The following is a 25,256-nucleotide window of genomic DNA, read 5'->3' on the forward strand; positions in this document are numbered from 1 at the left end:
TCGCCCGGGCCGAAGCACGGCTTGCGCCGCACTGCAACCCGAAATTCGTCAGACGTCCGCTTCGATCGCGGTGCCCTTGCCGGCCTGAACGACGTCGATAACCTTCCACGTCTTCAGCTTCGAGATCGGCGCGGTTTCTTCGATCCGCACGGTCTCACCGATCTTGAACACATTCGCCTCGTCGTGGGCGTGATACTTCTTCGAGCGGCGGATGATCTTCCCGTACAACGGGTGCTTCACCTTGCGCTCAACCTTCACGACCACGGTCTTGTCGGTCTTGTCGGACACTACGGTCCCGACCAGAATACGTTTGGGCATACTAGCTTCCTTACGCCTGGGCCGACTGAGAACGCTCAGTCTGCAGCGTCTTGATGCGGGCGATGTCGCGCCGAACTTCCTTGATGCGCGCAGGACGCTCAAGCTGGTTGGTCGCACCCTGAAAACGCAGGTTGAACTGTTCGCGCTTCAACTCGGCGAGATCAGCAGAAAGCTGGTCGTCGCTCTTGACGCGAAGGTCTTCGAACTTGGCCATCGTCTTTCCTCCTTACTCGCCGCCAAGGTGCGAAGTATCACCCAGGCGGGCGACGACCTTCGTCTTGATCGGCAGCTTCATCGCAGCGCGGCTGAAAGCCTCCGCAGCGAGTGGACCGGGGACGCCATCCAGTTCGAACAGGATGCGACCCGGCTTCACGCGGGCAGCCCAGTATTCGATCGAACCCTTGCCCTTGCCCTGGCGGACTTCGGCAGGCTTCTTCGACACTGGCACGTCGGGAAACACGCGGATCCACAGACGGCCCTGACGGCGAATGTGGCGGGTGATCGCGCGGCGGGCCGCTTCGATCTGACGCGCGGTAACCCGTTCAGGCTCCATGGCCTTGAGGCCGTAGGAGCCGAAGTTCAGGTCCGTACCACCCTTGGCCAGGCCGTGGATACGGCCCTTGAAGGTCTTGCGGAACTTGGTCTTCTTAGGTTGCAGCATGGTGCTTCTCTACCCTCGATGCTCAGCGTGCCGGACGGACGCCGGAAGTCTGGGCTTCCATCATCAGTCGGTCCTGCGCCATCGGATCGTGACCGAGAATCTCACCCTTGAAGATCCAGGTCTTGATGCCGATCACGCCATAGGCGGTGTGGGCTTCAGCTTCAGCGTAGTCGATGTTCGCGCGCAGCGTGTGCAGCGGAACCCGGCCTTCGCGATACCATTCGACGCGGGCGATTTCAGCACCGCCAAGACGGCCACCGCACGTGATCTTGATGCCTTCGGCGCCAAGACGAAGTGCAGACTGCACCGCGCGCTTCATCGCGCGACGGAACGCAACGCGACGGACGAGCTGATCGGCAATGCCCTGGGCGACAAGCTTGCTGTCGATTTCCGGCTTGCGGATTTCAACGATGTTCAGCTTGACGTCGCTGCTGGTCATCGCGGCAAGCTTCGAACGAAGCTTCTCGATGTCAGCACCCTTCTTGCCGATGATGACACCCGGACGGGCAGCATAGATCGACACGCGGCACAGCTTGGCAGGACGCTCGATCACCACCTTCGAAATCGCTGCCTGCGGCAGGGTCTCGACGATGAACTTGCGGATCGCCAGATCTTCCTTGAGCATCTGCGCGTAATTACGCCCTTCGGCGTACCAGCGGCTGTCCCAGGTGCGGTTGATCTGCAGGCGCAGACCGATGGGGTTGGATTTATGACCCATGATCAGGCCTCCGCTTCTTCGGTTGCTTCGCGCACGACGATCCGAAGGCGCGAGAACGGCTTCAGGATGCGCGTCGACTTACCGCGACCACGGGTGTGGAAACGCTTCATGGTCACCGACTTGCCAACCGAGGCTTCCGCCACGAACAGCGCGTCAACGTCGAGGTTGTGGTTGTTTTCCGCGTTGGCAATCGCCGAAGCGAGAACCTTGCGCGCATCAACAGCCATGCCCTTCGTGGAGAAGGACAGGATGTTCATGGCCTCTTCGGCGGTCTTGCCACGGATCAGCGCGGCAACGAGGTTGAGCTTCTGGGCCGAACCACGGATCGTGGTACCGACGGCCAGCGCTTCGTTGTCACCAACGCGGCGTGGAGCTGCAGGCTTGCTCATCAGCGCTTGCCCTTCTTGTCAGCGGCGTGGCCAGGGAAGGTGCGCGTGGGCGCAAATTCACCAAGCTTGTGGCCTACCATCTCTTCCGAGACGGCAACGGGAATGAACTTGTGACCGTTGTAGACGTTGAACGTCAGTCCAACGAACTGCGGCAGAATGGTCGAACGACGCGACCATGTCTTGATCGGACCCGCACGCGAACCTGCATCCTGAGCCACTTCGGCTTTCTTCAGGAGGTGCAGATCGACGAAGGGTCCCTTCCAGACGGAACGTGCCATGGGGTGTTACCTCTTCTTCTTCGCGTGACGCGAACGGATGATCATCTTGTCCGTCGACTTGTTGTGACGGGTACGGGCGCCCTTGGTCGGCTTGCCCCAAGGCGTGACCGGATGACGGCCACCCGAAGTGCGGCCTTCGCCACCACCATGCGGGTGATCGACCGGGTTCTTGGCGACACCGCGGGTCAGCGGGCGGATGCCCTTCCAGCGGTTGCGACCAGCCTTTGCAAGGTTCTGGTTGGCATTGTCGGGGTTCGACACTGCACCAACCGTGCCCATGCAATCGCCACGCAGGTAGCGCTGCTCGCCTGAGTTCAGGCGAACGATGACCATGCCGCGGTCACGACCGACGAGCTGGACATAAGTGCCTGCCGAACGCGCGATCTGCGCACCCTTGCCCGGCTTCATCTCCACGTTGTGGATGATGGTGCCGACCGGCATCTGCGACAGAAGCATGGCGTTGCCAGGCTTCACGTCGGTCTTTTCGCCAGCGACGACCGTATCACCAACCGCAAGACGCTGCGGTGCGATGATGTAGGTCTGTTCGCCATCCTCATACTTGATGAGGGCGATGAACGCCGTGCGGTTGGGGTCATATTCCAGACGCTCGACGGTAGCCGGCATGTCCCACTTGCGACGCTTGAAGTCGATGAAGCGGTAGGTCTGCTTGTGGCCACCGGCGATGCCGCGCGAGGTCACATGACCCTTGTTGTTGCGGCCGCCGGTCTTGCTCTTGCCCTGGGTCAGCGCCTTGAGCGGCTTGCCCTTCCACAGCGACGACTTGTCGACGAGGATAAGGCCGCGGCGTGCGGGGCTGGTCGGGTTATAGTTCTTGAGTGCCATGGTGCGCGCCTCAAATACCGCTGGTGACGTCGATCGACTGGCCTGGGGCCAGAGTCACGACAGCCTTCTTGAAATCAGAACGCTTGTAGGGCTTGCCCTTCCAGCGCTTGGTCTTGCCGTCCTGGTTCAAGGTGTTCACTTTCGTGACCTTGACGTCGAACAGCGCTTCGACCGCTGCCTTGATCTCCGGCTTGGTCGCCTTGTCGGCAACCTTGAAGACCACGGCGTTGTGCTCGCTGAGCAGCGTCGCCTTCTCGGTGATGTGGGGGGCCACAATCACGTCGTAGTGACGGGTGTCGATCGCTTCCTTAGCCATTGAAGCGCGCCTCCAGCTTTTCGACAGCCGAGCGCGTCAGCACCAGGGTGTCATGCTTCAGGATATCGTAAACGTTTGCACCGATTGCGGGCAGGACGTTGACGCCGAAGATGTTGCGCGCAGCCTTGGCGAAGTTGTCGTTCACCGCTTCACCATCGATCACGAGGACCTTCTTGCCCCAGTTCGCCTTGGCGAGCTGATCGACAAGAACCTTGGTCTTTGCATCGATGTCGAGGCTGTCGACGATCACCAGACCGGCCTTGGCCTTCGATGACAGAGCCATCTTCAGACCGAGCGCACGGACCTTCTTGTTGAGCGAGACGTCGAATTCACGGACGCGGGGACCATGGGCCTTGCCGCCGCCGATGAAGATCGGAGCCTTGCGATCACCGTGACGAGCCGTACCGCCGCCCTTCTGGCGACCGAACTTCTTGCCGGTACGAGCAACGTCCGAACGCTCACGCGCCTTGCGGGCAATGCCGCGACGGTTTTCAAGCTGCCAGGTGACGACGCGGTGCAGAATGTCGGCGCGCGGCTCAAGGCCGAACACGTCATCTGCAAGTTCCACTTCGCCCTTGCCGGCGCTACCGTCCAGATTGAGGACCTGAACCTTCACGACTTAGCCCTCCTGGCCTTCGGCGGTGTCGACAGCCGCGCCGGTATCGGCGGGTGTGTCGGCAGCAGCCGAATCGTTGCTGTTGGCGGCCTGCTTGAGACCGGCGGGATAAGGTGCATCAGCGTGGCGCGAGACCTTGACGGCATCGCGGACGAGCAGCCAGCCGTTCTTCGAGCCAGGGACAGAACCCTTGACGAAAATCAGGCCACGCTCATCGTCAACGCGGACGACTTCGAGGTTCTGCTGGGTGCGCTGCTTGTCGCCCATGTGCCCTGCCATCTTCTTGTTCTTGAAGACGCGGCCCGGATCCTGGCGTTGGCCAGTCGAACCCAGTGCACGGTGCGAGATCGACACGCCGTGCGTTGCACGCATGCCGCCGAAACCCCAACGCTTCATGCCGCCCGCAAAGCCCTTGCCCTGCGTGTTGCCCGAAACGTCGACCATCTGGCCGGGAACGAAGTGCGAAGCGGCAATGGTCGAACCGACATCGAGCGTGGCATCGTCTGCTACGCGAAATTCGGCGACTTCCATCTTCAGCGGCACTTCAGCCTTGGCGAAGTGCTCACGCTGCGGCTTGGCAACATTCTTTTGCTTGGCAAGGCCTGCACCGAGCTGGAGAGCGACGTAACCGTCGGTCTCTGGGGTGCGAACCGAAACCACCTGGCAATTTTCTAGCGAAAGGACCGTGACCGGCACATGCCGTCCATCATCCTGAAAAAGCCGGGTCATCCCGACCTTCTTCGCGATCACGCCGGTGCGCATGATCCATACTCCTCACAGAGGCATGCCGGACCCATTCCGACATGCGTGTTCAGCCCGTATGTGAAGCGCGCCCCCGACCGGGCTGAGTGTCCCTGCTGAAACAGAAACAATCGGGGGACGCTTGCCCGGCTGTGCCAAAAAGGCGGCGCCGGAGGTATCCCATTGTCAACGAGGCTTTTGTTACCCCGGAAACTCTGGCCCTTCATCAAGATGAAGGTCTGGGCCGGACTGAACCGGCCAGAAACTCTGGATCGTTGCGGACGATCCGACCGGAGCGGGCATCTGCCTTGGCAGGGCCGTCAACAAACCCGCTTAAGCGAGCTTGATCTCGACATTGACGCCGGCAGCGAGGTCCAGCTTCATCAGCGCGTCGACAGTGGCAGCGTTGGGCTGCACGATGTCGAGAAGGCGCTTGTAGGTGCGGACTTCGAACTGCTCGCGCGACTTCTTATCGATATGCGGGCCACGGTTGACCGTGAACTTCTCGATGCGCGTCGGAAGCGGAATGGGACCCCGGATCAGCGCGCCGGTGCGGCGTGCGGTATCAGCAATTTCTCCAGTGGCCTGGTCGAGCACACGATGATCAAAGGCCTTGAGGCGAATGCGGATATTCTGGGCGTCCATGTCCGTTTACCGATGCGAAAGAGCAAAACAAAAAAGCCAGTCGACCTGCCCTCTACCCCTGCCCCATCTGAAGCTCGGGGAGAGCGGGCCAACCAACCAATGGCATCTCTGCCAAATAGCGATCAGAAGCAAAAAACCGTCCGGCGGGAAGAGCGAATCTCCCCGCCGGAGCGCGGCCTATATTACTTCGTGATGGTGCTGACAACCCCAGAACCGACAGTCCGGCCACCTTCGCGAATTGCGAAGCGCAGACCCGGATCCATCGCGATCGGAGCGATCAGCTTGACGCCGATCGAAACGTTGTCGCCAGGCATCACCATCTCGGTGCCTTCAGGCAGGACCACTTCGCCGGTCACGTCCGTGGTGCGGAAGTAGAACTGCGGGCGGTAGTTGGCGAAGAACGGCGTGTGACGGCCACCTTCATCCTTCGACAGCACGTAGACTTCAGCCGAGAACTCGGTGTGCGGCGTAACCGAACCGGGCTTGCACAGCACCTGGCCGCGCTCGACGTCTTCACGCTTGATGCCACGAACCAGCGCGCCGATGTTGTCGCCAGCTTCACCCTGATCGAGCAGCTTGCGGAACATTTCAACGCCGGTCACGACGGTCTTCTGGGTGTCCTTCAGACCAACGATTTCGACTTCTTCGCCAACCTTGACGATACCGGTCTCGACGCGGCCGGTCACAACCGTACCACGACCAGAGATCGAGAACACGTCTTCCACTGGCATCAGGAAAGGCTTGTCGGTCGGACGCGGGGGCTGCGGGATGTAGCTGTCGACAGCGGCCATCAGCTCGTTGATCGAGTTCTTGCCGATGTTGTCATCGCGACCTTCGAGAGCGGCGAGAGCCGAACCCTTGATGATCGGAATATCGTCGCCAGGGAAGCCGTACGACGACAGCAGTTCGCGAACTTCCAGTTCGACGAGTTCGAGGATTTCCTCGTCGTCAACCTGGTCGACCTTGTTCATGTACACGACCAGAGCAGGCACGCCGACCTGGCGGGCGAGCAGGATGTGTTCGCGGGTCTGCGGCATCGGGCCGTCAGCAGCGTTCACGACCAGGATGCCGCCGTCCATCTGGGCAGCGCCGGTGATCATGTTCTTCACATAGTCAGCGTGGCCTGGGCAGTCGACGTGCGCGTAGTGACGGTTGGCGGTTTCATACTCGACGTGTGCGGTCGAGATGGTGATGCCGCGCTCGCGCTCTTCGGGAGCCTTGTCGATGTTCGCGTAGTCCGTGAACGTCGCGCCACCGGTCTCGGCGAGAACCTTGGTGATTGCGGCGGTCAGCGTGGTCTTGCCGTGGTCAACGTGACCGATGGTGCCGATGTTGCAGTGCGGCTTGGTCCGCTCAAACTTAGCCTTGGCCATTGTTCAAACCTTCTTTTCGTATGTGTGCAGATACTGCGGGAAATGGACGGCACCCGCTGAATCGAGCGCCGCCCCTAAAGCTATCCGTGGTCTTATGCAAGCTTCGCCTTGACTTCGGCCGCGACGTTGGCCGGAACCTCGTCGTAGTGGTCGAAGAACATGGAGTAGTTTGCGCGGCCCTGGGTGAACGAGCGGAGCTGGTTCACGTAGCCGAACATGTTGGCCAATGGGACCATGGCGGTAACGGCCTGGGCATTGCCCCGGCTGTCGGTGCCCTGGATCTGGCCGCGACGCGAGTTGATGTCGCCGATCACGTCACCAAGGTATTCCTCAGGCGTGATCACCTCCACCTTCATGATCGGTTCGAGCAGCTTGATGCCTGCCTTCTGCGCGACTTCACGCATACAGCCACGGCCCGCGATTTCGAACGCCAGCGCCGACGAGTCGACGTCATGGTAGGCGCCGTCGTAGAGGTTGATTTCGAAGTCGATGATCGGGAAGCCGACGAGCGAACCCGTAGCTGCCGTTTCGCGGAAGCCCTTTTCGATCGCGGGGATATATTCCTTCGGAATGTTACCGCCCTTGATCTCATCGGTGAAGATGATGCCCGAACCGCGCTCGCCCGGCGTGACACGAACCTTCACGCGACCGAACTGGCCCGTACCGCCCGACTGCTTCTTGTGGGTATAATCCACGTCCACAGCCTTGCCGAGGTATTCGCGGTAGGCCACCTGCGGCGCACCGACGTTGGCTTCGACCTTGAACTCGCGACGCATGCGATCGACGATGATTTCGAGGTGGAGTTCGCCCATCCCCTTGATGATCGTCTGGCCCGATTCGTGATCGGTGGCAACGCGGAACGAAGGATCTTCGGCAGACAGGCGATGCAGGGCAACGCCCATCTTTTCCTGGTCGGCCTTGGTCTTGGGTTCCACCGACAGTTCGATGACCGGCTCAGGGAATTCCATGCGTTCAAGGATGATCGGCTGACGTTCGGAGCACAGCGTGTCACCCGTCGTCGTTTCCTTGAGGCCGGCCAGCGCCACGATGTCGCCTGCATAGGCTTCATCGATGTCTTCGCGGCTGTTGGCATGCATCAGCAGCATGCGGCCAACCTTTTCCTTCTTGCCCTTCACCGAGTTCAGGTAGCTGCCCTTGTTGAGCGTACCCGAATAGATGCGGGTGAAGGTGAGCGAACCCACGAAAGGATCGTTCATGATCTTGAACGCCAGCGCCGAGAACGGAGCATCGTCGGCAGTCGGACGGCTGTCCGGCTCGTCGGTGTCGGGGTTCACGCCCTGCACGTCTTCGATGTCGAGCGGCGAAGGCAGGTAATCGACCACGGCGTCGAGCAGGGGCTGAACGCCCTTGTTCTTGAACGCCGAGCCGCACAGCACCGGCACGAAAGCCTGGCCGAGCGTACCCTTGCGGATCAGCGCCTTCAGCGTTGCCACGTCAGGCTCATTGCCTTCGAGGTACGCTTCCATCGCGTCATCGTCCTGCTCGACGGCAAGTTCGATCAACTGGTTGCGGTAGTCCGCAGCCTTGTCGGCCAGGTCAGCCGGGATTTCTTCATAGAAGAATTCGGCGCCGAGCGCTTCGTCCTTCCAGATGATCGCGCGGTTTTCGACGAGATCGACCAGGCCCTTGAAGTCCGCTTCCGCACCGATCGGCAGATACAGCACCGCAGGCTTCGCACCCAGGCGATCGATGATCGTCTGGACGCAATAGTAGAAGTTGGCGCCGGTGCGATCGAGCTTGTTGATGAAGCACATGCGCGGAACTTTGTACTTGTCCGCCTGGCGCCACACGGTTTCCGACTGCGGCTCGACGCCGGCAACGCCGTCAAACGCGGCAACGGCACCGTCGAGCACGCGCAGCGAGCGTTCGACTTCGATGGTGAAGTCGACGTGGCCGGGGGTGTCGATGATGTTCAGGCGGTGATCGTTCCAGATGCAGGTCGTCGCGGCCGACGTGATCGTGATGCCGCGTTCCTGCTCCTGTTCCATCCAGTCCATCGTTGCGGCGCCGTCATGGACTTCGCCGATCTTGTAGGACTTGCCGGTGTAGTAAAGGATGCGCTCGGTCGTCGTCGTCTTGCCGGCGTCGATGTGCGCCATGATGCCGAAGTTGCGATAGCTCTCGAGCGGATGGCTGCGGGCCATGAGATTATCCTTGGGAGTATGGGGGAGCCGGGAAAGGCTCCGCCCATATGGTTACAAGTGTGACCGTTTAAAGACTAACCACCCTTCGACAAGCTCAGGGCGAGCGGTCAATAGGTTACCAACGGTAATGGCTGAACGCGCGGTTGGCGTCGGCCATGCGGTGGGTGTCTTCACGCTTCTTGACCGCGTTGCCACGGTTGTTGGCGGCATCGAGCAGTTCAGCCGACAGGCGCGCAGCCATCGTCGTTTCCGAACGGTTGCGCGCAGCCGTGATCAGCCAGCGGATGGCGAGCGCCTGGGCGCGTTCCGGGCGAACTTCGACCGGCACCTGATACGTAGCACCACCGACGCGGCGCGAACGCACTTCGATCTGCGGCTTCACATTGTTCAGCGCATCATGGAACAGCTGGATCGGATCCGCCTTGGCGCGGGCCAGCATGGTGTCCATCGCACCGTAAACGATGCTTTCTGCGACCGACTTCTTACCATCGAGCATGAGGTTGTTCATGAACTTCGACAGAACCTGATCACCGAACTTCGGATCGGGCAGGATGACCCGCTTTTCCGGACGACGACGACGTGACATCTTGAATTCCTTCCGATCGGATCGACCCTGGGCCGACCCTTTAACCTGCGAGACGTTTCAGCGAGCGAGCAGCCAGAAGGCGCCCTGCCCCGCCAAAGACATCACTTCGGACGCTTGGCGCCGTACTTCGAGCGCGACTTCTTGCGATCCTTGACGCCCTGCGTATCGAGCACGCCGCGCAGGACGTGGTAGCGAACGCCGGGAAGATCGCGGACACGGCCGCCACGGATGAGCACGACCGAGTGCTCCTGAAGGTTGTGGCCTTCACCGGGGATGTACGAGATGACTTCGCGCTGGTTGGTCAGGCGGATCTTGGCAACCTTGCGGAGAGCCGAGTTCGGCTTCTTCGGGGTCGTCGTGTAAACGCGGGTGCAAACGCCGCGCTTCTGCGGGTTCTGCTCCATCGCAGGGACCTTCGACTTGGCCTTCTGCGGTTCGCGGCCCTTGCGGACCAGCTGATTGATAGTAGGCATGAAGTACTCTTCACCTTGGTTGTGACCCAATCGGCAAGGTGAAGAAATCGCGGAATTCGCGAATGCGCGCGGGTTGCAAGGCACCTGCCTTGCCGCCCGTCACATCAACGAACCGAAACGCTCCACCCGGACGCTAGGGGCCGGGTTACTTTGACGGATGGCAGCAAACGGGAGACCCCGCCACGACGCACCGGCAATGTTCAGCTCTGGACCACGACATGGCTGACCAGTCGCGGAAGGATGCGCCCTTAGTTGGATTCGGATGGATGGTCAAGGTGATTGGCGGCTTGGCTCAGTCGACACGAGCGACGATATGCGAGACGATGGTATCGAGCGGATCATCCGACCGGGGCATTACGATATACGCAAACATCTACGCGCGAGCATGATACGTCCCAGCGCTGGACAGTGATTGCATGCCGACATCTGGAATCGGGTTCCGAGAAATCAGGCGCCACACGCAGAGTCCAGCCGGAGGCTGTCTAATACTGCCGAAACCCGGTCGGCCGGACGGAGGGGGTGCGAATTCCGTCCGGCCTTCCGGGGAACTGTCAATCGGTCAGCGCGGCCTCGTCAGCGGTATCGGATGCATGGATGGCACGTGACAGGTTCTTGCCCAGACTTGCCAGACTTCCATCCATCGCTTTCAACCCATGCGAAGTAAGGCGGACGAACGTGCGGCGGCCATCGCGGCCATCGTCTTCGCGTTCAACCAGCCCGCGCGTTTCGAGGATGCGCAGCCAGCGCAAAGCCGTGGTCGGCGGGACATGAGCACCGATGCACGAACTGGTGGTGGGCACACGCCGGTTTTCACGCGCGGCGATGTAGAGATCGAGAAGGATGTCCCAGGTCGGCTCGCCGAACAGATCGGCGGGCAGGAATTTGTGGCGGCGGCGGCGCTCTGCGTACACTTCGCGCGCAATGGCCAGGTGACGCGCACTCACTGCCGGATCGGCGTTGTCGATCACGGCTTCGATGTCGGCATGCGAAAGACGCCGGCTCTGGCTATCGGAATGGACACGTTGCGTGGTGGCCGCGCGCATGGAACGGACAGTCATGTGGATTGCTCCCCCAGGAGTTGGTTTGCTCGGCCCCGGAGACTGAAATTGTTTCGCTTGGCATCGGACCGGTCCCTTCCCCAAGGTGCCGGTCCCGCAGGCAGGCCGATCAGGCCCAGCTGCGATCAGTCCGCCACGCATGGTAGCGGCCAACGCGCTCTTCGCGCCGCACGTGCGCGGCGGTTCCAAGCAGCAGGGCGATAGCCTGGATGTTCAATGGCATCTGGGTCATCGCAAAGTAGCCATAGCGAACGAGGGAAAGTTCGATGATCTTGGACATGTGCCCAAGCACCACAATGATCTGCGCCGCAGTGACCCACATCGGCCAGCCGCGGTTTGCCCGCAACGCGACCCACATCAGGGCTGTCGTAGCCCAGACATCGATCACCAGGTGTCCGGGGTTCACCGCAAAGAATGCAGGCTCCCCGAACATCGCGTGATTGCCAAGGTCAAGCACGGTGGTAGCAACCAGCACGGCCGCGACGAGTCGCTCAGGTTCGCCACCCTTGCGGAAGGCAAAGAATACGACTGCCGCAATCGCGAGACGGAACGTCCAGATCAGCATCATTTCCCGCTGTCAGTCTCAGGAACGGTATGGATATGGCGTTCGGCAATCAGGCTGCGCGGACCATGGTGATAGCGGTATCGTTGGCAAGCGGATCCCTGGCAAGCGAACCCTTGGGCGGGCAATCGTCGACCATGCCGCTGCCCACTTCGCGACCGACTTCAAGCAGCTTGCCATGGACGCGGGCAATTTCGTTGCTCGCTTCGAGCATGGCCTTTTGACTGGCCGCAAGCCGCAGCAGCGCTTCCTGGCCGGTGAAGGCCCCGACCAGTGAATCCCGGCGGGCACGAACCATGGTGGCGAGAAGGTTTGCCTGCCGGATCAGCGCTTCGTCGATCGCGGCTTCGGCTTCGTGAAGATCGCGCGTGATGCGCATGCCGTGAATGGCGACGGAATTGTGATTGGTGTTGTGCATCGTAGCTCCCACCTGCGTATTATCGCAGGCCCCTTATACATTGGGCGGCAGCGCCCCCGCGCCGATCGCCCGTGTTGACGGAAGGAGACGTGCTTCGGACCGTGTGGCCAATCAGCGATCGAGCATCGAAGACAATTGCGCAAACATGCTCAATCCTCCCAGCACGATCAGGATCAGGATCACCGTGATTGCAGCAATATATCCCAGCCGCATCATGGTGCCGTGAGGCCCGTCGAACATCTCCGGGAGGACCTGGTGATAGACAATCCCGTCCGGGATGGCGGGGTTGGCCCCCTCCATCATGTGAACCTGATCCCTGCCTTCGATCCCGGACGCAGGCTGCGCCAGAGGCATGGTCCGGGTTTCGGACGGGCCGACATCCACGTCTTCCCGTTCCGAGACTTCGGCCGGAAGTGGCGGAAATCCTATATGGGAAAGTTCATATACGGGTTGTTCGTATGTCTCGATCAGGCGACGATAGGCTTGAGCAACCTCATTCCGCGAGGCCACGCCAAGTTTCGCACGGGCCAGCATGACGCGCTGATCGACGGTATGCGGGGAAATGCCCAGGAGGCGCGAGATTTCCTTCGAAGTCTTGTGCTGTATGAGCAGGTCAAGAACCTCGCGCTGCTTGCCAGTCAATTCAAGCAACGGGTTTTCGACCAGATCGCCACCTATCATCATTGCGCGCGCACCCCGGCGTAGCCCCCACCCCAGGAAGAAGGTAGCGACCGCGCCTTCGGTTTTGCATTAAAATAACATATTTTCCAATCAGACTTTCGTTAAATTCGAAGTCTCTAGCCCGCCCGTACGTTTAATGAAAAACTAATGATATGCCATCGTTATAACCAAAGTCACGCTATTCGCCCATAGCCGAGTCGTGCACGGTGAATCTTCGCGAATCATGGAGCGGGGATTGTACGGCAACGCACTGACCAGACGGACGGGCAGGATTATATCGACCGGGCGAGCGATTCTCGCGCTGTCATTTCTGCTCGCACTGTGGCTGGACCCGCGTGTGCTGATGCGCGGCGCATCGGGCGGATATGTGCTGGTCAGCGTATACCTGCTGTGGACCGCCTTGCTCATGGTGATTGCGTGGCGCAGCTGGTGGTACGATTTCAGGCTGGCACCGCTGGCGCAAGCGATCGACATCGGCGTGTTCGTCGCAGCGGTGTATTTCACCGAAAGCCCCTTCACCGAATTCCAAAGCCCGTTCCTGGCGTTTGCCGCATTCCTGCTGGTGGCGGCGATGGTGCGGTGGAACTGGCGTGCCACGGTAGTGACCGCAGTGCTGCTGCTGGCGGTCAACATGACTTTTGCCCTGACGATGTATAACCTCGGCCTGGACATCGACCTGATGCGGTTCGTCCGCCGCACCGCTTACATGGTCATGCTTTCGGGCATCCTGATCTGGTTAAGTCTTTCGCGCGGAGGCGGCCACACGGTGACGTTCGACGAACCGCCAGGTCTGCCCGGCGAGCGGCGCGACCAGTTGCTCGATTCAATCGTGATACACGCGGCATCGATATTGGGCGCGCGGCAAGTGGCACTGGCGTTTGCGCCCAGCGAGGAACCTTGGGTGGAAATTCGCCGCCTTACGCCCGGCGGCATCACTCTCGAACGAACAGGACCCGCCGAATTCGGCGATGAACTCCACGCCCCGCGCTCCACCGCGCTGTTCAACGTGGCCAAATCGCGGCTGCTGTCATTCGAGAATCCTGGTTTCGAGGCATGGAACGCTCCGGTCCAATCGGGCCTTGCTGCGCGATACAGCGTAAACGAGGGCATCCTTGTCCCATTGCAGAGTGTTACAGGCACGGGCCAACTGATTGCGTGGGATTGTGATTCACTGAGCGCCGATGATCTGGCGATCCTGCGCACCCTTGCCAACCAGATCGGCCATTCGCTCGACCGCGAGGAAATGGCCAGCCTTGCGCGCAATGCCGCAGAAACAGGGGTCCGCCATGCTGTTGCGCGCGACCTTCACGACAGCGTTGCCCAGTTCCTGGCAGGCACCTTGTTCCGGCTGGAAGCGCTGCGTCGGTGGATCCGCGAGGGGCACGACCCCGAAGGTGAAATCGATTCAATCAAGCAGGCGCTCCGCCGCGAACAGACTCACTTGCGCATCCTCATCGAACGGTTGCGGCGTGGTGAAGAGGGCAACCGCAGTATCGAAATTGCCGACGAACTGCGCGCTCTGCTGGCTGAAGCCGGAACGCACTGGCACATCAGTACCGAACTGGTCCTGCCCGACCAGCCACTGCCGGTTTCGGTTCAGCTGTCACATGAAATTCGGCAACTTGTGCGCGAGGCGATCGCCAATGCGGTGCGCCACGGCAAATGTGGCAAGGTTTGCGTAGAGATATCCGAAGAAGACGGCGTTCTCAGGCTGACTGTTTCGGACGACGGCATCGGCTTTCCCGGCGGCCCTGCTGCAATCCGCCCCCGTTCGATAAGCGAGCGGGTGGAAGCGCCGGGCGGACAATTCGAACTTGACAGCTCGCCCGCCGGCGCGCGTCTCAACATTGCCATTCGTACCGGAGAACCCGCATGATTCCAGTCCTAGTTGCCGACGATCATGGCTTCATCCGCGCAGGCGTGGAAGCTGTACTGCGTGGGACGCGCTTCTCGATCGTCGCGGCCACGGCCAGTGGCGAGGAGACGCTGGATGCGATCAAGACTCACGATCCGGCAATTGTGCTGCTGGATATCAACATGCCGGGCATGAATGGCGTACAGGCCCTGGAAGCCTTGCGCGAACGCGGCGACAAGCGCCCCGTGGTGCTGCTTACCGCCGAAATCAACGACCGCCAGTTGATGGCGGTGATGCGCGCAGGGGTAAATGGAATCGTGTCGAAGGACGGCGCCGAGGACGGGCTGGTAGACGTTCTGGAGAAAGTCCATGCGGGCGAAAAGGCAATAGCGCCAAACTTCCTGCAACGTGCCCTCGACCTTTCGCTCAAGCCGGAATCGCAAGGCCCGCTGGCCAAGCTGAATCCGCGCGAACGCACGATCGCCGCGCTTGTTGCGCGCGGCATGCGCAACCGCGATATCGGCGCCGAACTCGGCATCGGCGAAGGCACGGTCAAGGTCTACCTGCATACGATGTACCAGAAGCTGGGCATCGACAACCGCACGGAGCTGGCACTGCTGGCGGTGAATGAGCAGGATGGGTGAGGTGCGCCGAAGGGAGGAAGGCTTGCCGCCCCGTCCCCTGGCGTATCAAGCTGGCTCCAGCAGCATGCTCGCCGCTGCGGTGTTGCTGATCGGGATGTGGTAGTTGCGGCTGACTTCGTTGAACGCACCATCGCCCATGGCGCCGCGCGCGGCGATCCAGTTGAGAATTTCGACACCTTGCGTACCGGCGAGTTCGGCAACTTCCTCGGCAGTGTGGCCGGTCAGCGCGTCAGGGTTGGCGGCAAGGTTGTCGAGGCAGAACATATCGTAATCGGGGTTCATGAAGCCGGCCCGCGGGCCGTCGAGCTGGTGCGAGAGACCGCCGGTGCCGCACACAAGAATGCGTTCGCCCCCGCCCCATGATCGCAGCGCACGATTGACGGCCCGGCCCAGCGCAAGGCACCGCTTCGGACTGGGCAAGGGATATTGCACGGTGTTGATCGCGATAGGGATCAGCTTGATCGGCCAGCTTTCCGCGCCAGGATATGCCAGTTCGAACGGGATCGACACGGCGTGATCGACCAGCATCTTCTGGCACGTGGTGATGTCAAACTCATCGCGCACCAGGCTGTCGATCACGTGCCATGACAATTCAGGATGTCCGGCGAAGCTCTTGTAGACCGGTAGGCCCCAGCCTTCATCGGCATTGTCGTAAGCCGGTGCCGCGCCGACCGCAAAAGTGGGCATCTTGTCGAGGAAGAAGTTCAGCCCGTGATCGTTCGAGAAGACAACCGCGACATCGGGTTTTGCCTGTGCCAGCCATTCACGGATCGGGGGAAAGCCATCGAAAAACGGCTTCCAGTAAGGCAATTCCTGATCGCCGCGCACGATGGCGCCGCCGATACCGGGGACATGGCTGGTGAAATAGCCGCCGATCACACTGGCCATCATGCGTTCTCCCGGTGGGGGATATTGTCCGCCCAGGCGACGAGCATGGCCTTGAATTCATCGACGGACATGCCAGTCTGCAACGCCCCCAGATCCTGTACGCCAAGACCGAAGATTCCCGCCAGCTTGGCGAGGTAATAGACGTTACCACCCGCATCGAGCATGGCGAGCACATCGCGGTCCGCAACGGCCTTGCGCTGTTCGGGAGTCAGCGCGTACTTCGCACAATAAGCGCCTTCATCTGCAACGAAAGCGTCGCGATTTGCCTTTTCGTTGAAGGAAAAGCACATCGCGTTGAGTTGAAATCCGCGCGTGGCAAGATCGCCGTCGAACAGCGGAATGGCCCGGCGGATCGCCTTTTCCGCTAGTACCGAATCAGATGTCATCTCCATATCTCCCAGCCGGACCTTGGCCTCCGGCGCGCAGGATTTAATATGCGATGCATACAATTCTGCCTTGATCGGGGTCAAACATTGCACCCGATTGCTAACAGGTGACTAAGTAACGTAACGGGCTGTCGGCTCACGTGGTTAATGGCTAGGTTCGGGCCATGCCCCTTACCAATGCCGAACGCCAGCGCCGCTACCGCCAGCGCCTCAAAGCCCGCGCTTCGGGCGGCGCAGTGGTGGAGCAGGCGCGCACGGCGGTTGAGCGCGCCGTACTGGCGCTGTGGGCCTATCACGAACGTCCCGGCCCTTCAGGCGTGGCATGGAGCGCAATCGACGGCTGCCGCACACTGGACGAATATCGTTCAGAACTGGAGCGGTCACCCAGCAACCTGCTGCAGGCGTGCCGCGCGTTCCTTCCCGGATTTGAAGGCTTGACCTGGGACGAGGCCCGCGCCGTGGCAGACGTGATCGAACTGGCAGAAGCCCTGCGTCTTTCGCCTGCCGGCCGGGTCACGCTTCCCCAAGCGGCCTGAGACAGTGGGCAAAAGTGCTTCTGGGATACATAGTTAACACTGATATGGTGGCAACTGTACGCTGTAAAATCCTTGCACCTTTGGGCATATTGACTCTAAAACAATCCAGAATGGACCTTGGCTAACAAGGTAGCCGTCGCACAATTGCGGATGACCGGGAGGCAGGCCTTGAGTGCTGAACAAGCGCGCCATAACCGGCCTGCCCACGCGGTGTTCATGCGCGCAATAATCGCGCATGATCGCAGCATTCTGCAATCCGTGGTGTGGATGGCCGGACTGTTTCTGGTGCCGACCGGAATCCGCGAACTGGTGGATAACGGAACGCTGGGCCTACCATTCGTGACATACTGGCCCAGCCTGCTGATTGCCTCGCTCGTGCTTGAATTGCGTTTTGCGATCATCTTCGCGTGTTTTGCCGCGATTGTGGCGCAGCGCCTTTATGGCGGTGGTGCATGGTTTTATGAAATCACCACACCGCGCATCGTGTTTTTCGCGATGTTCGCGCTTTCAGCAGGCATGATCGTGACGACAGGCGCGACGTTGCGCCGCACATTGCGCGAAATCGAGATCGTTGTCGAAGGCCAGCAACGCTATAATCGCGAGCTGCGCCATCGCGTGCGCAATATGCTGACGCTGATTCAGGCGCTGGCGTCACGCGGACCGAAGGCGGCATCCCCGATCGATTTCTACAAGGAATTCGCGCTGCGGCTGGAAGGGTTGGCCAATGCCAGTGACTTGCTGCAGATTGGCGCCGAGGCTGACGGGCGATTGCCGGAAATGGCGCAGCAAACTGTCGCGCCCTTCGACCGTGACGGCAGGATAAAGCTCAAGGGAGAGCCATGCCTGCTGCCGGGCGATACTTGCATTCCGCTGATCATGGCGCTGCATGAACTGTGCACCAACGCGATCAAGCATGGCGCGCTTTCCTGTGATACCGGCCATGTCGAACTGAGTTGGTTTATCGGGCCGAATGGAACCACGCTTTATCTGCTGTGGGCAGAAAAAGGTGGGCCGCGCGTTGCAAAGCCAACGCGAGAGGGGTTGGGTACGCGACTGCTGATGCCGCAGCCGGGGATCGATGGCGTGGACCTGAATTTCGATCCGGCCGGGGTCTGGTGCGAATTCAGGATCGAAGGCTCTTCGCCAATTGCGCGTTAAAAACCTGCTTCGATGGCAACGCGGATGGCATCGGCGCTGGTCTTGACATCAAGCCCCTTGAGCACGGCCGAACGGTGCATCTTTACCGTGCGTTCGCTCAATGAAAGTTCGTAGGCGATCTGCTTGTTCAGCTTGCCCGCCGCCATGAGGACCAGAATTTCCTTCTGGCGGCGGCTCAGGCGTTCCACGCGGGCAGCAGCGCCACTGCGGCGCGCATCGTTGGCCTGGGCCTGATCCTCGGCGATTTCGACTTGAGATCCGAGGAAGTATTCAACCTCGCCGGCGGCATCGAATATCGGGGCAACCATGACGGCGTTGCGGAAGGGCGTCCCGTCCTTCTTGTAGTTCAGTATCTCGACCATCACCGGCTGCTTGCGCCAGATCCCTTCGCGCAGGATAGCCGCGCGGTCATCCTCTGTCTCCGTTCCACGCAGGAAGCGGCAGTTGCGGCCGATGATCTCGTCACGGGCATAGCCGGTGAGTTCGACAAACGCATCGTTGCAGGCAACGATCGGGTTGTCCGGCAAACGCGGGTTGCTGATGACGGCGGCCGTCGGGCTGGATGCGATCATTTCGGCGATGGACATGGGGGTCATATACGCGTGCCCGGCCCGATTTCCAATGCGTGCCCTTTGGTCCGTGTTGTTACCTGCCATGGCCGCGCGCATCCGAGTGAACATTGCAGCGCCGATTGCTGCCGGAGCGTGTTGACCGATGAACGTCCTTTCTCCTTCCTTAGCCGCCTCTTCCGGCATGGCCGATGTCGTCGGGGAGGACGGCAAGATCGTGGTGCCGACCGACGTGCAGGATGCGATCCGCACACTGATCCGCTGGTCAGGCGACGTGCCGGAGCGCGAAGGCCTGCTCGACACGCCCAAGCGCGTGGCGAGGGCATGGCGCGAATATTGCAGCGGTTATGCAACCGATCCGGGCGCGCACCTTTCGCGAACGTTCGAAGAAGTCGGCGGGTACGACGAGGTCGTTCTGCTGCGCGACATCCCTTTTCAAAGCCACTGCGAACATCACATGGCACCGATTACCGGGACCGCATCGATCGCTTACCTGCCGCGCGACCGCGTGGTCGGCATCTCGAAGCTGGCGCGCGTGCTGCACGGCTTTGCGCAGCGCCTGCAGGTTCAGGAACGCCTGACGGCCGAAGTGGCGCAATGCATCTGGGACAATCTCCAGCCGCACGGCGTGGCTGTGGTGATCGAGGCGCAGCACGGCTGCATGACCGGGCGCGGAGTCAAGACACATGGCGTGGGAATGGTAACCAGCCGTATGCTCGGATGCTTCCTCGACGATGCCAGCAGCCGCAAGGAAGTCCTGGCGTTGATGGGTCGTGGTTGAGCTTCGGACCACCGTGACAATGCGAATTGCTATCATCGGTGCCGGCATGTCCGGCCTGTCCTGTGCTGACCGGCTCAAACATGCCGGGCACAGCGTTGCCCTGTTCGACAAGGGGCGCGGCCCCGGTGGGCGTATGTCGACCCGGCGGATGCACACCCCTTTGGGCGAAGTCCATGTGGATCATGGAGCGCAATACTTTACCGTTCGCGATCCTGCATTCATGGCGCAAGTCGCGCGCTGGTCGGCCAGCGGCGTAGCTGCACCCTGGCCAGCCGCCGGAACCGGCGCATGGGTGGGCGTACCGGGGATGAGCGAAGTCGTCCGCGATCTGGCGCAGCAGCATGACGTTTCATTTGGCTGGCATGTGCGCGGGCTGGTCCGGCGCGATGGCGCTTGGCACCTGACCGGTGACACCTCCACGGGTGAGCGTGTGCAGAGCGGCCCGTTCGACACAGTGATCGTTTCCTTGCCGCCAGAGCAGACAGCCGCGATCGTGGCGCTCCATGACCTGTCGCTTGCCGCAGCGGCGCTTGCCGCACGGTCGCAACCGTGCTGGACCGGCATGTTCGTGTTTGAACAGCGACTGGCCACCGATCGTGACGCAGTTCGCGATTCAGGGCTGATCAACTGGGCCGCGCGCAATTCCGCAAAGCCGGGCCGAGCGGAACCGGAAGCCTGGGTGATACAGGCCAACGCGCATTGGTCGGGCGAGCATATCGAGGAAGCCGCCGACGTGGTGGCCACCCGGTTGCACATGGCGCTTGGCGAAGCGCTTGCGATCGAGATGCCAGCCCCGGTCATGTCTTCGGCCCATCGCTGGCGCTATGCCATGTCGACCGGCAGCGATCTTGGCGCCTTGTGGAGCGAACAATCGCGGATCGGCATCTGCGGTGACTGGCTGCTTGGCCCACGGGTGGAAAATGCGTGGCTTTCCGGCAAGGCTCTGGCGAACAAGATCCTGTCAACAATGCAACAACAAGCCGCATAGCGCTTGTTCAGACATCCCCGGATTTGCCGCCGGGCAGGCATTTCAACTATGGTGAAGACGTTGCCTCTGCCGGCCGGGCTTTTCCTTCATTAAGGCCTCCTCCCAACGCGCGATAGAGTTCAACCATGTTGGCCGCCCTGGTCAGCCGCGCCAATACGAGCGCCTGCTTTGCGGTGTACAGCGTACGCTGGGCGTCGAGCGGTTCGAGGTAGTTGGCGATCCCGGCATCGAACCGGGCCTGCGTGAGACGATAGGCGATCGCGGCATTGCTTTCGAGTGATGCTTGCGCAGTCACCTTGTCGTCAATCGTGCCGCGGCGGGCCAAGGCATCGGAAACCTCGCGGAATGCCGACTGGATCGCACGTTCATAAGCAGCAAGGGCTGCATCGCGTGATGCATTCGCGGCGCCAAGATTGCCTGCAATGCCGCCGCCATCGAAGATCGTCTGCCGGGCATTCCCGCTGACAGACTTCTGGAAGCTGTCCCCATCGAACAACGCGCCAAGGCCGCTGCTGGCAAAACCGAGCAAACCGGTCAGCGAGATCGTGGGAAAAAATGCTGCGCGCGCCGCACCGATATCGGCATATGCGGCGCGCAGATCATGCTCGGCGGCAAGCACGTCGGGGCGGCGCAGCAGTACGGCGGATGAAAGCCCGACCGGCAGCGAGCCACGCAGATAGTCGCCATTGCCCAGCGTCATGGGCAGCAGATCATCCGGCAGTGCATCACCTGCGAGCAGATCGAGAGCGTTGCGCGCCTGCGCCAGACTGGTGCGGAAATCCGCGACATCCGCTTCCGCGCTGTTGACCGCCGTGGTGGCGCTGGCGACATCCAGCCGGGTGCCGATCCCGTTTGCTTCGCGCCGGATATTGAGCGCCAGCGTTTCGCGACGCGAAACAAGCGTTTCTTCGGCAATGCGCAAGGCATCGGCGGTAGCGGCGTGCGTAAGCCAGGCGCTGGCGGTTTCCGCAACCAGCGCGATTTGCGTGGCCTTGCGGCCTTCGTCGGTGGCCAGATAGCTCTGGAACGCTGACGCACTCTGGTTGCGCAGTCGCCCGAACAGATCGATTTCATAAGCGCTGACGCCTGCCTGCACGGAAAAGTTGTCCGTCACCCGGCCTGCACTGGCGCGTGTTTCGGATGCGGTGCCCGTGGTCCCGATCGCAGGAATCAGGGCCGCCCGCTCGACGCGATACAGGGCGCGGGCACGCTCGACGTTGGCAACCGCGATACGCAAGTCGCGGTTGTCGGAAAGCGCCTTGGCGATAACCTGCTGTAGCCGGGCATCGGTGAAGAACAACCGCCAGCCGAGCGCATCGACCGTCGTTTCGCCTTCCGCAAGGGCAGGATAGGCAGGACCTTGCGGCAATTTCGGCGTGACGGGTGCTTCAGGCCGGACATATTTCGGCGCGAGGTTGCACCCGCCCAGCGCCAGCATCGGAAGCACGGCAATGCTCAGGCGAATACGGATCATGCCGGTTCTCCGTGCGGTTCGACCGGACCTTTTGCCTTGCGCCGGAACAGGCCTTTCACCAGCACGAAGAACAGGGGCACGAAGAAGATCGCCAGTACCGTCGCTGAAATCATCCCGCCCATCACGCCTGTACCGATGGCCTTGCGACCGTTCGCGCCTGCTCCGTCCGCGATGACAAGAGGCACGACGCCGGCAATGAATGCAACGCTGGTCATGATGATCGGCCGCAGTCGCAGCCGCGCGCCTTCGAGCGCTGCGGCGACTGGTTCGACACCGCGCTGCATGGCGGCTTCGGCAAATTCGACGATGAGAATCGCGTTCTTGGCGGACAGGCCGATCGTGGTCAGCAGCGCGACCTGGAAATAGATATCGTTGCTGAATCCGCGCACGGTGACCGCCAGCACCGCGCCAATGATACCCAGCGGGATCACCAGCAGCACCGCAACCGGGACCGACCAGCTTTCATAAAGCGCCGCAAGGCACAGAAAAATGAAGAAGATCGAAGCCGCATAGAGCAGCGTCGATTGGCTGGAGGCGGCACGTTCCTGATACGAAAGGCCGCTCCACGCGACCGAGAAGTTGCCATCGAGCCGGGCGGCATTGTCCTCCATGATCTGCATCGCCTCGCCCGAACTCACGCCGGAAGCGCCGCTGCCCTGGAGTTGCTGCGCCGCTATGCCGTTGAAACGATCCAGCCGCACCGCACCTTGGGTCCAGTGCGAAGAAGCGAAGGCAGAGAACGGCGCCATCTGCCCCCCGCTGCCGCGCACGAACCACTGGCCAAGATCGGCCGGTTCATTGCGATAAGGCGCATCACCCTGCACGAACACACGCTTTACACGGCCACGATCGACGAAGTCGTTCACATAAAGCCCGCCCCATGCAATCGACAGGGTCGAGTTGGCACTTGCGGGCGTGATCTGGAACGCCGTGAGAGCATCGTCGTCGATGTCCACCTTCAACTGCGGCGTGTCTTCCAGACCGCTGAGGCGCACTTGCGCGAGGCGCGGGTTCTCTTCGGCCAGCTGCGCGAGTTGACGGCGCGCAGCGGTAAGCGCCTCGCGGCCGGCACCACCGGCATCCTGCAACCACATTTCGAACCCGCCCGAATTGCCGAGACCGCGAATGGGTGGCGGGTCGAGCACGAAGATTTGCGCATCGCGAGATTTGCGGAAATGCGCGTTGAGCCTTTCGGCAATGGCCGTGGCGCTACGATCGCTGCCCGTGCGTTCAGACCAGTCCTTGAGCAGAACGAAGCCCTGCCCCGCATTCTGCGCAGAGCCGGACTGACCACGCCCCATAATCACGAAAACCGCCTTCACATTCTCGCTTTCGGTCTGGTTGATATAGTCCGAAATGCCTGCTGCGATGGCTCTGGTCTGCTCCGCAGTGGAGCCGACCGGCAACTGGTAATTGAGCGAAAGATTGCCCTGGTCCTCGGCTGGCAGGAAACTGGTCGGCAACCGGACGTAAAGCACCACCATCGCCACACCGATGGCCGCGAACACCGCGAGCCATGGTGCCGGGCGTCCGACCACCCGCGCCAGGCGATTGCGATAACGATGTTCGAGACTGGTGTAACCATTGTTGAACGCCGAAAAGAACCGTCCCTTGGGCTTTTCGTGATCGGCGACGGGTTTGAGCAGGGTCGCGCACAATGCCGGGGTAAAAACCAGCGCGACGATCACGGAAAGCACCATCGCGGACACGATGGTAACCGAGAACTGGCGGTAGATCGCCCCGGTTGAACCGCCGAAGAACGCCATCGGTACGAACACGGCGGTCAGAACCAGCGTAATGCCGATCAGCGCCGAGGTGATCTCCTGCATCGATTTGACCGTGGCCTCCAACGGCCCCAGCTTTTCCTCATGCATCACGCGTTCGACGTTTTCGACCACCACGATGGCATCATCGACCAGCAGGCCGATGGCCAGAACCACGCCAAACATCGTCAACGTATTGATCGTGTATCCCGCCAGCGAAAGCACACCGAACGTGCCCAGCAGCACGACCGGCACGGCAATTGCCGGGATCAGCGTGGCCCGCCAGCTTTGCAGGAAGACAAACATCACGATCACGACCAGCACGATCGCCTCGAACAGCGACCAGACGACCTCTTCGATCGAGAGCTTGACGAAAGTGCTGCTGTCGCGCGGGTAGGCGATCTTGTAGCCGGGGGGAAGATCACGCGCCAGTTGCTCTACCGATGCCTTGACCAGATCGGCTGTCTTCATCGCATTCGCGCCTGAAGCAAGGCTGATCGACAGGCCGGTGGCAGACTTCCCGTTGAAGCGGCTCAGCGCGCCATAGTTCTCTTCGCCCATCTCGACGCGAGCGACGTCCTTGAGCTTGACCACCGAGCCATCGACATTGGTCTTGACCACGATGTTGCGGAACTGGTCGGGCGTTTCAAGACGCGAACGGGCGGTAACCGTGGCGTTGAGGCGCTGCCCTTCGGGCGCTGGATTTCCGCCGATTTCGCCAGCGGCAACTTGCGTGTTCTGTGCCTGCAAAGCTGCGGTAATGTCTGACGGGATCAGTTGCACCGCGGCCAGACGCAACGGATCAAGCCATATCCGCATGGCAAAAGACCCGCCGAAAACCTGTGTACTGCCCACGCCTTCGACGCGGGAAATCGGATCCTGGAAATGGGTGGTTAGGTAATCCGAGATGTCCGAATTGGTCGCGCGCCCGGTTTCGTCATAGATGGAAACAACCATCAGCTGGTCGGACTGCGCCTTGTTGACGTTGACGCCCTGTTGCTGGACCACGGCAGGAAGGCGGCTGATCGCACGCGAAATCGCGTTTTGGACCTGCACTTGCGCGGTGTCGGGATCGGTGCCCTTGTCGAAGGTTACGGTGATGCTGGACGAACCGTTGGACGAGTTCGCATTGAAATAAAGCAGCCCGTCAAGACCCTTGAGCTGCTGCTCCAGTATCTGCGTGACGCTGTTTTCAACCGTCGCGGCATCGGCGCCGCCATACGTGGCGTTGATCGAAACCGTGGGAGGGGCAATGTCGGGATATTGCTCGACACCCATGGTGGACACGGCAACCAGGCCCGCCGCCATGATGACGATGGCCATGACCCATGCGAAAATCGGACGGTGCGCGAAGAAACGGGAAATCATCGGCG

Annotated in this window: 30 protein-coding genes; 6 read left to right on the forward strand and 24 right to left on the reverse strand. The window is 61.1% G+C overall.

What is annotated here, in order from left to right:
• Positions 1 to 48: 48 nt before the first annotated feature.
• The 19 genes from rpsQ to LUA85_RS12230 all read right to left on the reverse strand — a co-directional run bounded on the left by rpsQ (position 49) and on the right by LUA85_RS12230 (position 12,844).
• Positions 49 to 318, reverse strand: coding sequence for a 30S ribosomal protein S17 (rpsQ, locus tag LUA85_RS12140; protein ID WP_231470133.1), 270 nt, complete (start codon positions 316 to 318; stop codon positions 49 to 51).
• Positions 319 to 328: 10 nt separating this feature from the next.
• A complete protein-coding gene (rpmC, locus tag LUA85_RS12145; protein WP_183611280.1) occupies positions 329 to 532 on the reverse strand; it encodes a 50S ribosomal protein L29 in 204 nt (67 codons plus the stop codon).
• 12 nt (positions 533 to 544) lie between these two features.
• On the reverse strand, positions 545 to 979 hold the full coding sequence (gene rplP, locus LUA85_RS12150) for a 50S ribosomal protein L16 (RefSeq protein ID WP_231470141.1): 435 nt from the start codon (positions 977 to 979) through the stop codon (positions 545 to 547).
• Between the two features lie 22 nt (positions 980 to 1,001).
• Positions 1,002 to 1,697: a 30S ribosomal protein S3 gene (rpsC, locus tag LUA85_RS12155; RefSeq protein WP_231470143.1), complete on the reverse strand. Its 696-nt coding sequence runs from the start codon at positions 1,695 to 1,697 to the stop codon at positions 1,002 to 1,004.
• A gap of 2 nt (positions 1,698 to 1,699) precedes the next feature.
• Positions 1,700 to 2,086, reverse strand: a complete 387-nt coding sequence (rplV, locus tag LUA85_RS12160; RefSeq protein WP_231470159.1) for a 50S ribosomal protein L22 — start codon at positions 2,084 to 2,086, stop codon at positions 1,700 to 1,702.
• Complete coding sequence (gene rpsS, locus LUA85_RS12165) at positions 2,086 to 2,364, reverse strand: 30S ribosomal protein S19 (protein ID WP_231470161.1); 279 nt, start codon at positions 2,362 to 2,364, stop codon at positions 2,086 to 2,088. The genes rplV and rpsS overlap by 1 nt, the downstream gene beginning before the upstream one ends.
• A 6-nt stretch (positions 2,365 to 2,370) precedes the next feature.
• Complete coding sequence (gene rplB, locus LUA85_RS12170; protein ID WP_231470164.1) at positions 2,371 to 3,207, reverse strand: 50S ribosomal protein L2; 837 nt, start codon at positions 3,205 to 3,207, stop codon at positions 2,371 to 2,373.
• A 10-nt stretch (positions 3,208 to 3,217) separates the two neighbouring features.
• A complete protein-coding gene (locus LUA85_RS12175) occupies positions 3,218 to 3,523 on the reverse strand; it encodes a 50S ribosomal protein L23 (protein ID WP_054107588.1) in 306 nt (101 codons plus the stop codon).
• Complete coding sequence (gene rplD / locus LUA85_RS12180) at positions 3,516 to 4,139, reverse strand: 50S ribosomal protein L4 (RefSeq protein WP_231470166.1); 624 nt, start codon at positions 4,137 to 4,139, stop codon at positions 3,516 to 3,518. The genes LUA85_RS12175 and rplD overlap by 8 nt, the downstream gene beginning before the upstream one ends.
• Positions 4,140 to 4,142: 3 nt before the next feature.
• Complete coding sequence (gene rplC, locus LUA85_RS12185; RefSeq protein ID WP_231470168.1) at positions 4,143 to 4,901, reverse strand: 50S ribosomal protein L3; 759 nt, start codon at positions 4,899 to 4,901, stop codon at positions 4,143 to 4,145.
• 312 nt (positions 4,902 to 5,213) lie between these two features.
• A complete protein-coding gene (rpsJ, locus tag LUA85_RS12190; protein WP_039334374.1) occupies positions 5,214 to 5,525 on the reverse strand; it encodes a 30S ribosomal protein S10 in 312 nt (103 codons plus the stop codon).
• 182 nt (positions 5,526 to 5,707) lie between these two features.
• Positions 5,708 to 6,898 carry an elongation factor Tu gene (gene tuf, locus LUA85_RS12195; RefSeq protein ID WP_231470169.1) on the reverse strand — a complete coding sequence of 397 codons (1,191 nt, stop codon included), beginning with the start codon at positions 6,896 to 6,898 and terminating at the stop codon, positions 5,708 to 5,710.
• 92 nt (positions 6,899 to 6,990) lie between these two features.
• Positions 6,991 to 9,063 (reverse strand): elongation factor G, encoded by a 2,073-nt coding sequence (fusA, locus tag LUA85_RS12200; protein ID WP_231470178.1) that lies wholly within the window; start codon positions 9,061 to 9,063, stop codon positions 6,991 to 6,993.
• A gap of 115 nt (positions 9,064 to 9,178) precedes the next feature.
• The gene (gene rpsG, locus LUA85_RS12205) at positions 9,179 to 9,649 is read right to left on the reverse strand and encodes a 30S ribosomal protein S7 (protein ID WP_231470196.1); all 471 of its coding nucleotides are present in this window, start codon (positions 9,647 to 9,649) and stop codon (positions 9,179 to 9,181) included.
• Positions 9,650 to 9,750: 101 nt separating this feature from the next.
• Positions 9,751 to 10,122, reverse strand: coding sequence for a 30S ribosomal protein S12 (rpsL, locus tag LUA85_RS12210; RefSeq protein ID WP_054107594.1), 372 nt, complete (start codon positions 10,120 to 10,122; stop codon positions 9,751 to 9,753).
• Between the two features lie 551 nt (positions 10,123 to 10,673).
• Entirely contained in the window at positions 10,674 to 11,180 is a 507-nt protein-coding gene (locus LUA85_RS12215) for a winged helix DNA-binding protein (RefSeq protein WP_231470198.1), read from the reverse strand.
• Between the two features lie 109 nt (positions 11,181 to 11,289).
• Positions 11,290 to 11,748 (reverse strand): hypothetical protein, encoded by a 459-nt coding sequence (locus LUA85_RS12220; RefSeq protein ID WP_231470200.1) that lies wholly within the window; start codon positions 11,746 to 11,748, stop codon positions 11,290 to 11,292.
• A gap of 46 nt (positions 11,749 to 11,794) precedes the next feature.
• The gene (locus LUA85_RS12225; protein WP_231470202.1) at positions 11,795 to 12,172 is read right to left on the reverse strand and encodes a hypothetical protein; all 378 of its coding nucleotides are present in this window, start codon (positions 12,170 to 12,172) and stop codon (positions 11,795 to 11,797) included.
• A gap of 99 nt (positions 12,173 to 12,271) precedes the next feature.
• Positions 12,272 to 12,844 (reverse strand): helix-turn-helix transcriptional regulator, encoded by a 573-nt coding sequence (locus LUA85_RS12230; protein ID WP_231470205.1) that lies wholly within the window; start codon positions 12,842 to 12,844, stop codon positions 12,272 to 12,274.
• A gap of 196 nt (positions 12,845 to 13,040) precedes the next feature.
• Here LUA85_RS12230 and LUA85_RS12235 point away from each other — a divergent pair, with 196 nt between their 5' ends.
• Both LUA85_RS12235 and LUA85_RS12240 read left to right on the forward strand, forming a co-directional pair.
• Complete coding sequence (locus LUA85_RS12235) at positions 13,041 to 14,717, forward strand: sensor histidine kinase (RefSeq protein ID WP_231470207.1); 1,677 nt, start codon at positions 13,041 to 13,043, stop codon at positions 14,715 to 14,717.
• Positions 14,714 to 15,340: a response regulator transcription factor gene (locus LUA85_RS12240; protein ID WP_231470209.1), complete on the forward strand. Its 627-nt coding sequence runs from the start codon at positions 14,714 to 14,716 to the stop codon at positions 15,338 to 15,340. The genes LUA85_RS12235 and LUA85_RS12240 overlap by 4 nt, the downstream gene beginning before the upstream one ends.
• 45 nt (positions 15,341 to 15,385) lie before the next feature.
• Here LUA85_RS12240 and LUA85_RS12245 read toward each other — a convergent pair whose 3' ends face one another.
• Positions 15,386 to 16,228 (reverse strand): class III extradiol dioxygenase family protein, encoded by an 843-nt coding sequence (locus LUA85_RS12245; RefSeq protein ID WP_231470217.1) that lies wholly within the window; start codon positions 16,226 to 16,228, stop codon positions 15,386 to 15,388.
• Positions 16,228 to 16,614, reverse strand: a complete 387-nt coding sequence (locus LUA85_RS12250; protein ID WP_231470219.1) for a protocatechuate 4,5-dioxygenase subunit alpha — start codon at positions 16,612 to 16,614, stop codon at positions 16,228 to 16,230. Before LUA85_RS12250 ends, LUA85_RS12245 begins: the two co-directional genes overlap by 1 nt.
• A gap of 164 nt (positions 16,615 to 16,778) precedes the next feature.
• Here LUA85_RS12250 and LUA85_RS12255 point away from each other — a divergent pair, with 164 nt between their 5' ends.
• Entirely contained in the window at positions 16,779 to 17,150 is a 372-nt protein-coding gene (locus LUA85_RS12255; RefSeq protein ID WP_231470221.1) for a hypothetical protein, read from the forward strand.
• Between the two features lie 168 nt (positions 17,151 to 17,318).
• On the forward strand, positions 17,319 to 18,308 hold the full coding sequence (locus LUA85_RS12260; RefSeq protein WP_231470223.1) for a sensor histidine kinase: 990 nt from the start codon (positions 17,319 to 17,321) through the stop codon (positions 18,306 to 18,308).
• Here the strand turns inward: LUA85_RS12260 and LUA85_RS12265 are convergent.
• Positions 18,305 to 18,895 (reverse strand): LuxR C-terminal-related transcriptional regulator, encoded by a 591-nt coding sequence (locus LUA85_RS12265; RefSeq protein WP_231470225.1) that lies wholly within the window; start codon positions 18,893 to 18,895, stop codon positions 18,305 to 18,307. The two genes, LUA85_RS12260 and LUA85_RS12265, sit on opposite strands and share 4 nt — an antisense overlap.
• 166 nt (positions 18,896 to 19,061) lie before the next feature.
• Here LUA85_RS12265 and folE point away from each other — a divergent pair, with 166 nt between their 5' ends.
• The gene (gene folE, locus LUA85_RS12270; RefSeq protein ID WP_231471860.1) at positions 19,062 to 19,658 is read left to right on the forward strand and encodes a GTP cyclohydrolase I FolE; all 597 of its coding nucleotides are present in this window, start codon (positions 19,062 to 19,064) and stop codon (positions 19,656 to 19,658) included.
• Between the two features lie 19 nt (positions 19,659 to 19,677).
• Positions 19,678 to 20,646 (forward strand): NAD(P)/FAD-dependent oxidoreductase, encoded by a 969-nt coding sequence (locus LUA85_RS12275; RefSeq protein WP_231471861.1) that lies wholly within the window; start codon positions 19,678 to 19,680, stop codon positions 20,644 to 20,646.
• 46 nt (positions 20,647 to 20,692) lie between these two features.
• Here LUA85_RS12275 and LUA85_RS12280 read toward each other — a convergent pair whose 3' ends face one another.
• Together LUA85_RS12280 and LUA85_RS12285 are read right to left on the reverse strand one after the other, a co-directional pair.
• Positions 20,693 to 22,120 (reverse strand): efflux transporter outer membrane subunit, encoded by a 1,428-nt coding sequence (locus LUA85_RS12280; protein ID WP_231470227.1) that lies wholly within the window; start codon positions 22,118 to 22,120, stop codon positions 20,693 to 20,695.
• Positions 22,117 to 25,251, reverse strand: coding sequence for an efflux RND transporter permease subunit (locus LUA85_RS12285; protein WP_231470229.1), 3,135 nt, complete (start codon positions 25,249 to 25,251; stop codon positions 22,117 to 22,119). Before LUA85_RS12285 ends, LUA85_RS12280 begins: the two co-directional genes overlap by 4 nt.
• Positions 25,252 to 25,256 lie beyond the last annotated feature (5 nt).

It is taken from the genome of Novosphingobium sp. CECT 9465, from assembly GCF_920987055.1.
Lineage (GTDB): Bacteria > Pseudomonadota > Alphaproteobacteria > Sphingomonadales > Sphingomonadaceae > Novosphingobium.

Coding starts and splice junctions, on each gene's coding strand:
- rpsQ (WP_231470133.1), bottom strand. CDS start 318: ATGCCCAAACGTATTCTGGTCGGGACCGTAGTGTCCGACAAGACCGAC.
- rpmC (WP_183611280.1), bottom strand. CDS start 532: ATGGCCAAGTTCGAAGACCTTCGCGTCAAGAGCGACGACCAGCTTTCT.
- rplP (WP_231470141.1), bottom strand. CDS start 979: ATGCTGCAACCTAAGAAGACCAAGTTCCGCAAGACCTTCAAGGGCCGT.
- rpsC (WP_231470143.1), bottom strand. CDS start 1,697: ATGGGTCATAAATCCAACCCCATCGGTCTGCGCCTGCAGATCAACCGC.
- rplV (WP_231470159.1), bottom strand. CDS start 2,086: ATGAGCAAGCCTGCAGCTCCACGCCGCGTTGGTGACAACGAAGCGCTG.
- rpsS (WP_231470161.1), bottom strand. CDS start 2,364: ATGGCACGTTCCGTCTGGAAGGGACCCTTCGTCGATCTGCACCTCCTG.
- rplB (WP_231470164.1), bottom strand. CDS start 3,207: ATGGCACTCAAGAACTATAACCCGACCAGCCCCGCACGCCGCGGCCTT.
- LUA85_RS12175 (WP_054107588.1), bottom strand. CDS start 3,523: ATGGCTAAGGAAGCGATCGACACCCGTCACTACGACGTGATTGTGGCC.
- rplC (WP_231470168.1), bottom strand. CDS start 4,901: ATGCGCACCGGCGTGATCGCGAAGAAGGTCGGGATGACCCGGCTTTTT.
- rpsJ (WP_039334374.1), bottom strand. CDS start 5,525: ATGGACGCCCAGAATATCCGCATTCGCCTCAAGGCCTTTGATCATCGT.
- tuf (WP_231470169.1), bottom strand. CDS start 6,898: ATGGCCAAGGCTAAGTTTGAGCGGACCAAGCCGCACTGCAACATCGGC.
- fusA (WP_231470178.1), bottom strand. CDS start 9,063: ATGGCCCGCAGCCATCCGCTCGAGAGCTATCGCAACTTCGGCATCATG.
- rpsG (WP_231470196.1), bottom strand. CDS start 9,649: ATGTCACGTCGTCGTCGTCCGGAAAAGCGGGTCATCCTGCCCGATCCG.
- rpsL (WP_054107594.1), bottom strand. CDS start 10,122: ATGCCTACTATCAATCAGCTGGTCCGCAAGGGCCGCGAACCGCAGAAG.
- LUA85_RS12215 (WP_231470198.1), bottom strand. CDS start 11,180: ATGACTGTCCGTTCCATGCGCGCGGCCACCACGCAACGTGTCCATTCC.
- LUA85_RS12220 (WP_231470200.1), bottom strand. CDS start 11,748: ATGATGCTGATCTGGACGTTCCGTCTCGCGATTGCGGCAGTCGTATTC.
- LUA85_RS12230 (WP_231470205.1), bottom strand. CDS start 12,844: ATGATGATAGGTGGCGATCTGGTCGAAAACCCGTTGCTTGAATTGACT.
- LUA85_RS12240 (WP_231470209.1), top strand. CDS start 14,714: ATGATTCCAGTCCTAGTTGCCGACGATCATGGCTTCATCCGCGCAGGC.
- LUA85_RS12245 (WP_231470217.1), bottom strand. CDS start 16,228: ATGGCCAGTGTGATCGGCGGCTATTTCACCAGCCATGTCCCCGGTATC.
- LUA85_RS12250 (WP_231470219.1), bottom strand. CDS start 16,614: ATGACATCTGATTCGGTACTAGCGGAAAAGGCGATCCGCCGGGCCATT.
- LUA85_RS12255 (WP_231470221.1), top strand. CDS start 16,779: ATGCCCCTTACCAATGCCGAACGCCAGCGCCGCTACCGCCAGCGCCTC.
- LUA85_RS12265 (WP_231470225.1), bottom strand. CDS start 18,895: ATGTCCATCGCCGAAATGATCGCATCCAGCCCGACGGCCGCCGTCATC.
- folE (WP_231471860.1), top strand. CDS start 19,062: ATGGCCGATGTCGTCGGGGAGGACGGCAAGATCGTGGTGCCGACCGAC.
- LUA85_RS12275 (WP_231471861.1), top strand. CDS start 19,678: ATGCGAATTGCTATCATCGGTGCCGGCATGTCCGGCCTGTCCTGTGCT.
- LUA85_RS12280 (WP_231470227.1), bottom strand. CDS start 22,120: ATGATCCGTATTCGCCTGAGCATTGCCGTGCTTCCGATGCTGGCGCTG.
- LUA85_RS12285 (WP_231470229.1), bottom strand. CDS start 25,251: ATGATTTCCCGTTTCTTCGCGCACCGTCCGATTTTCGCATGGGTCATG.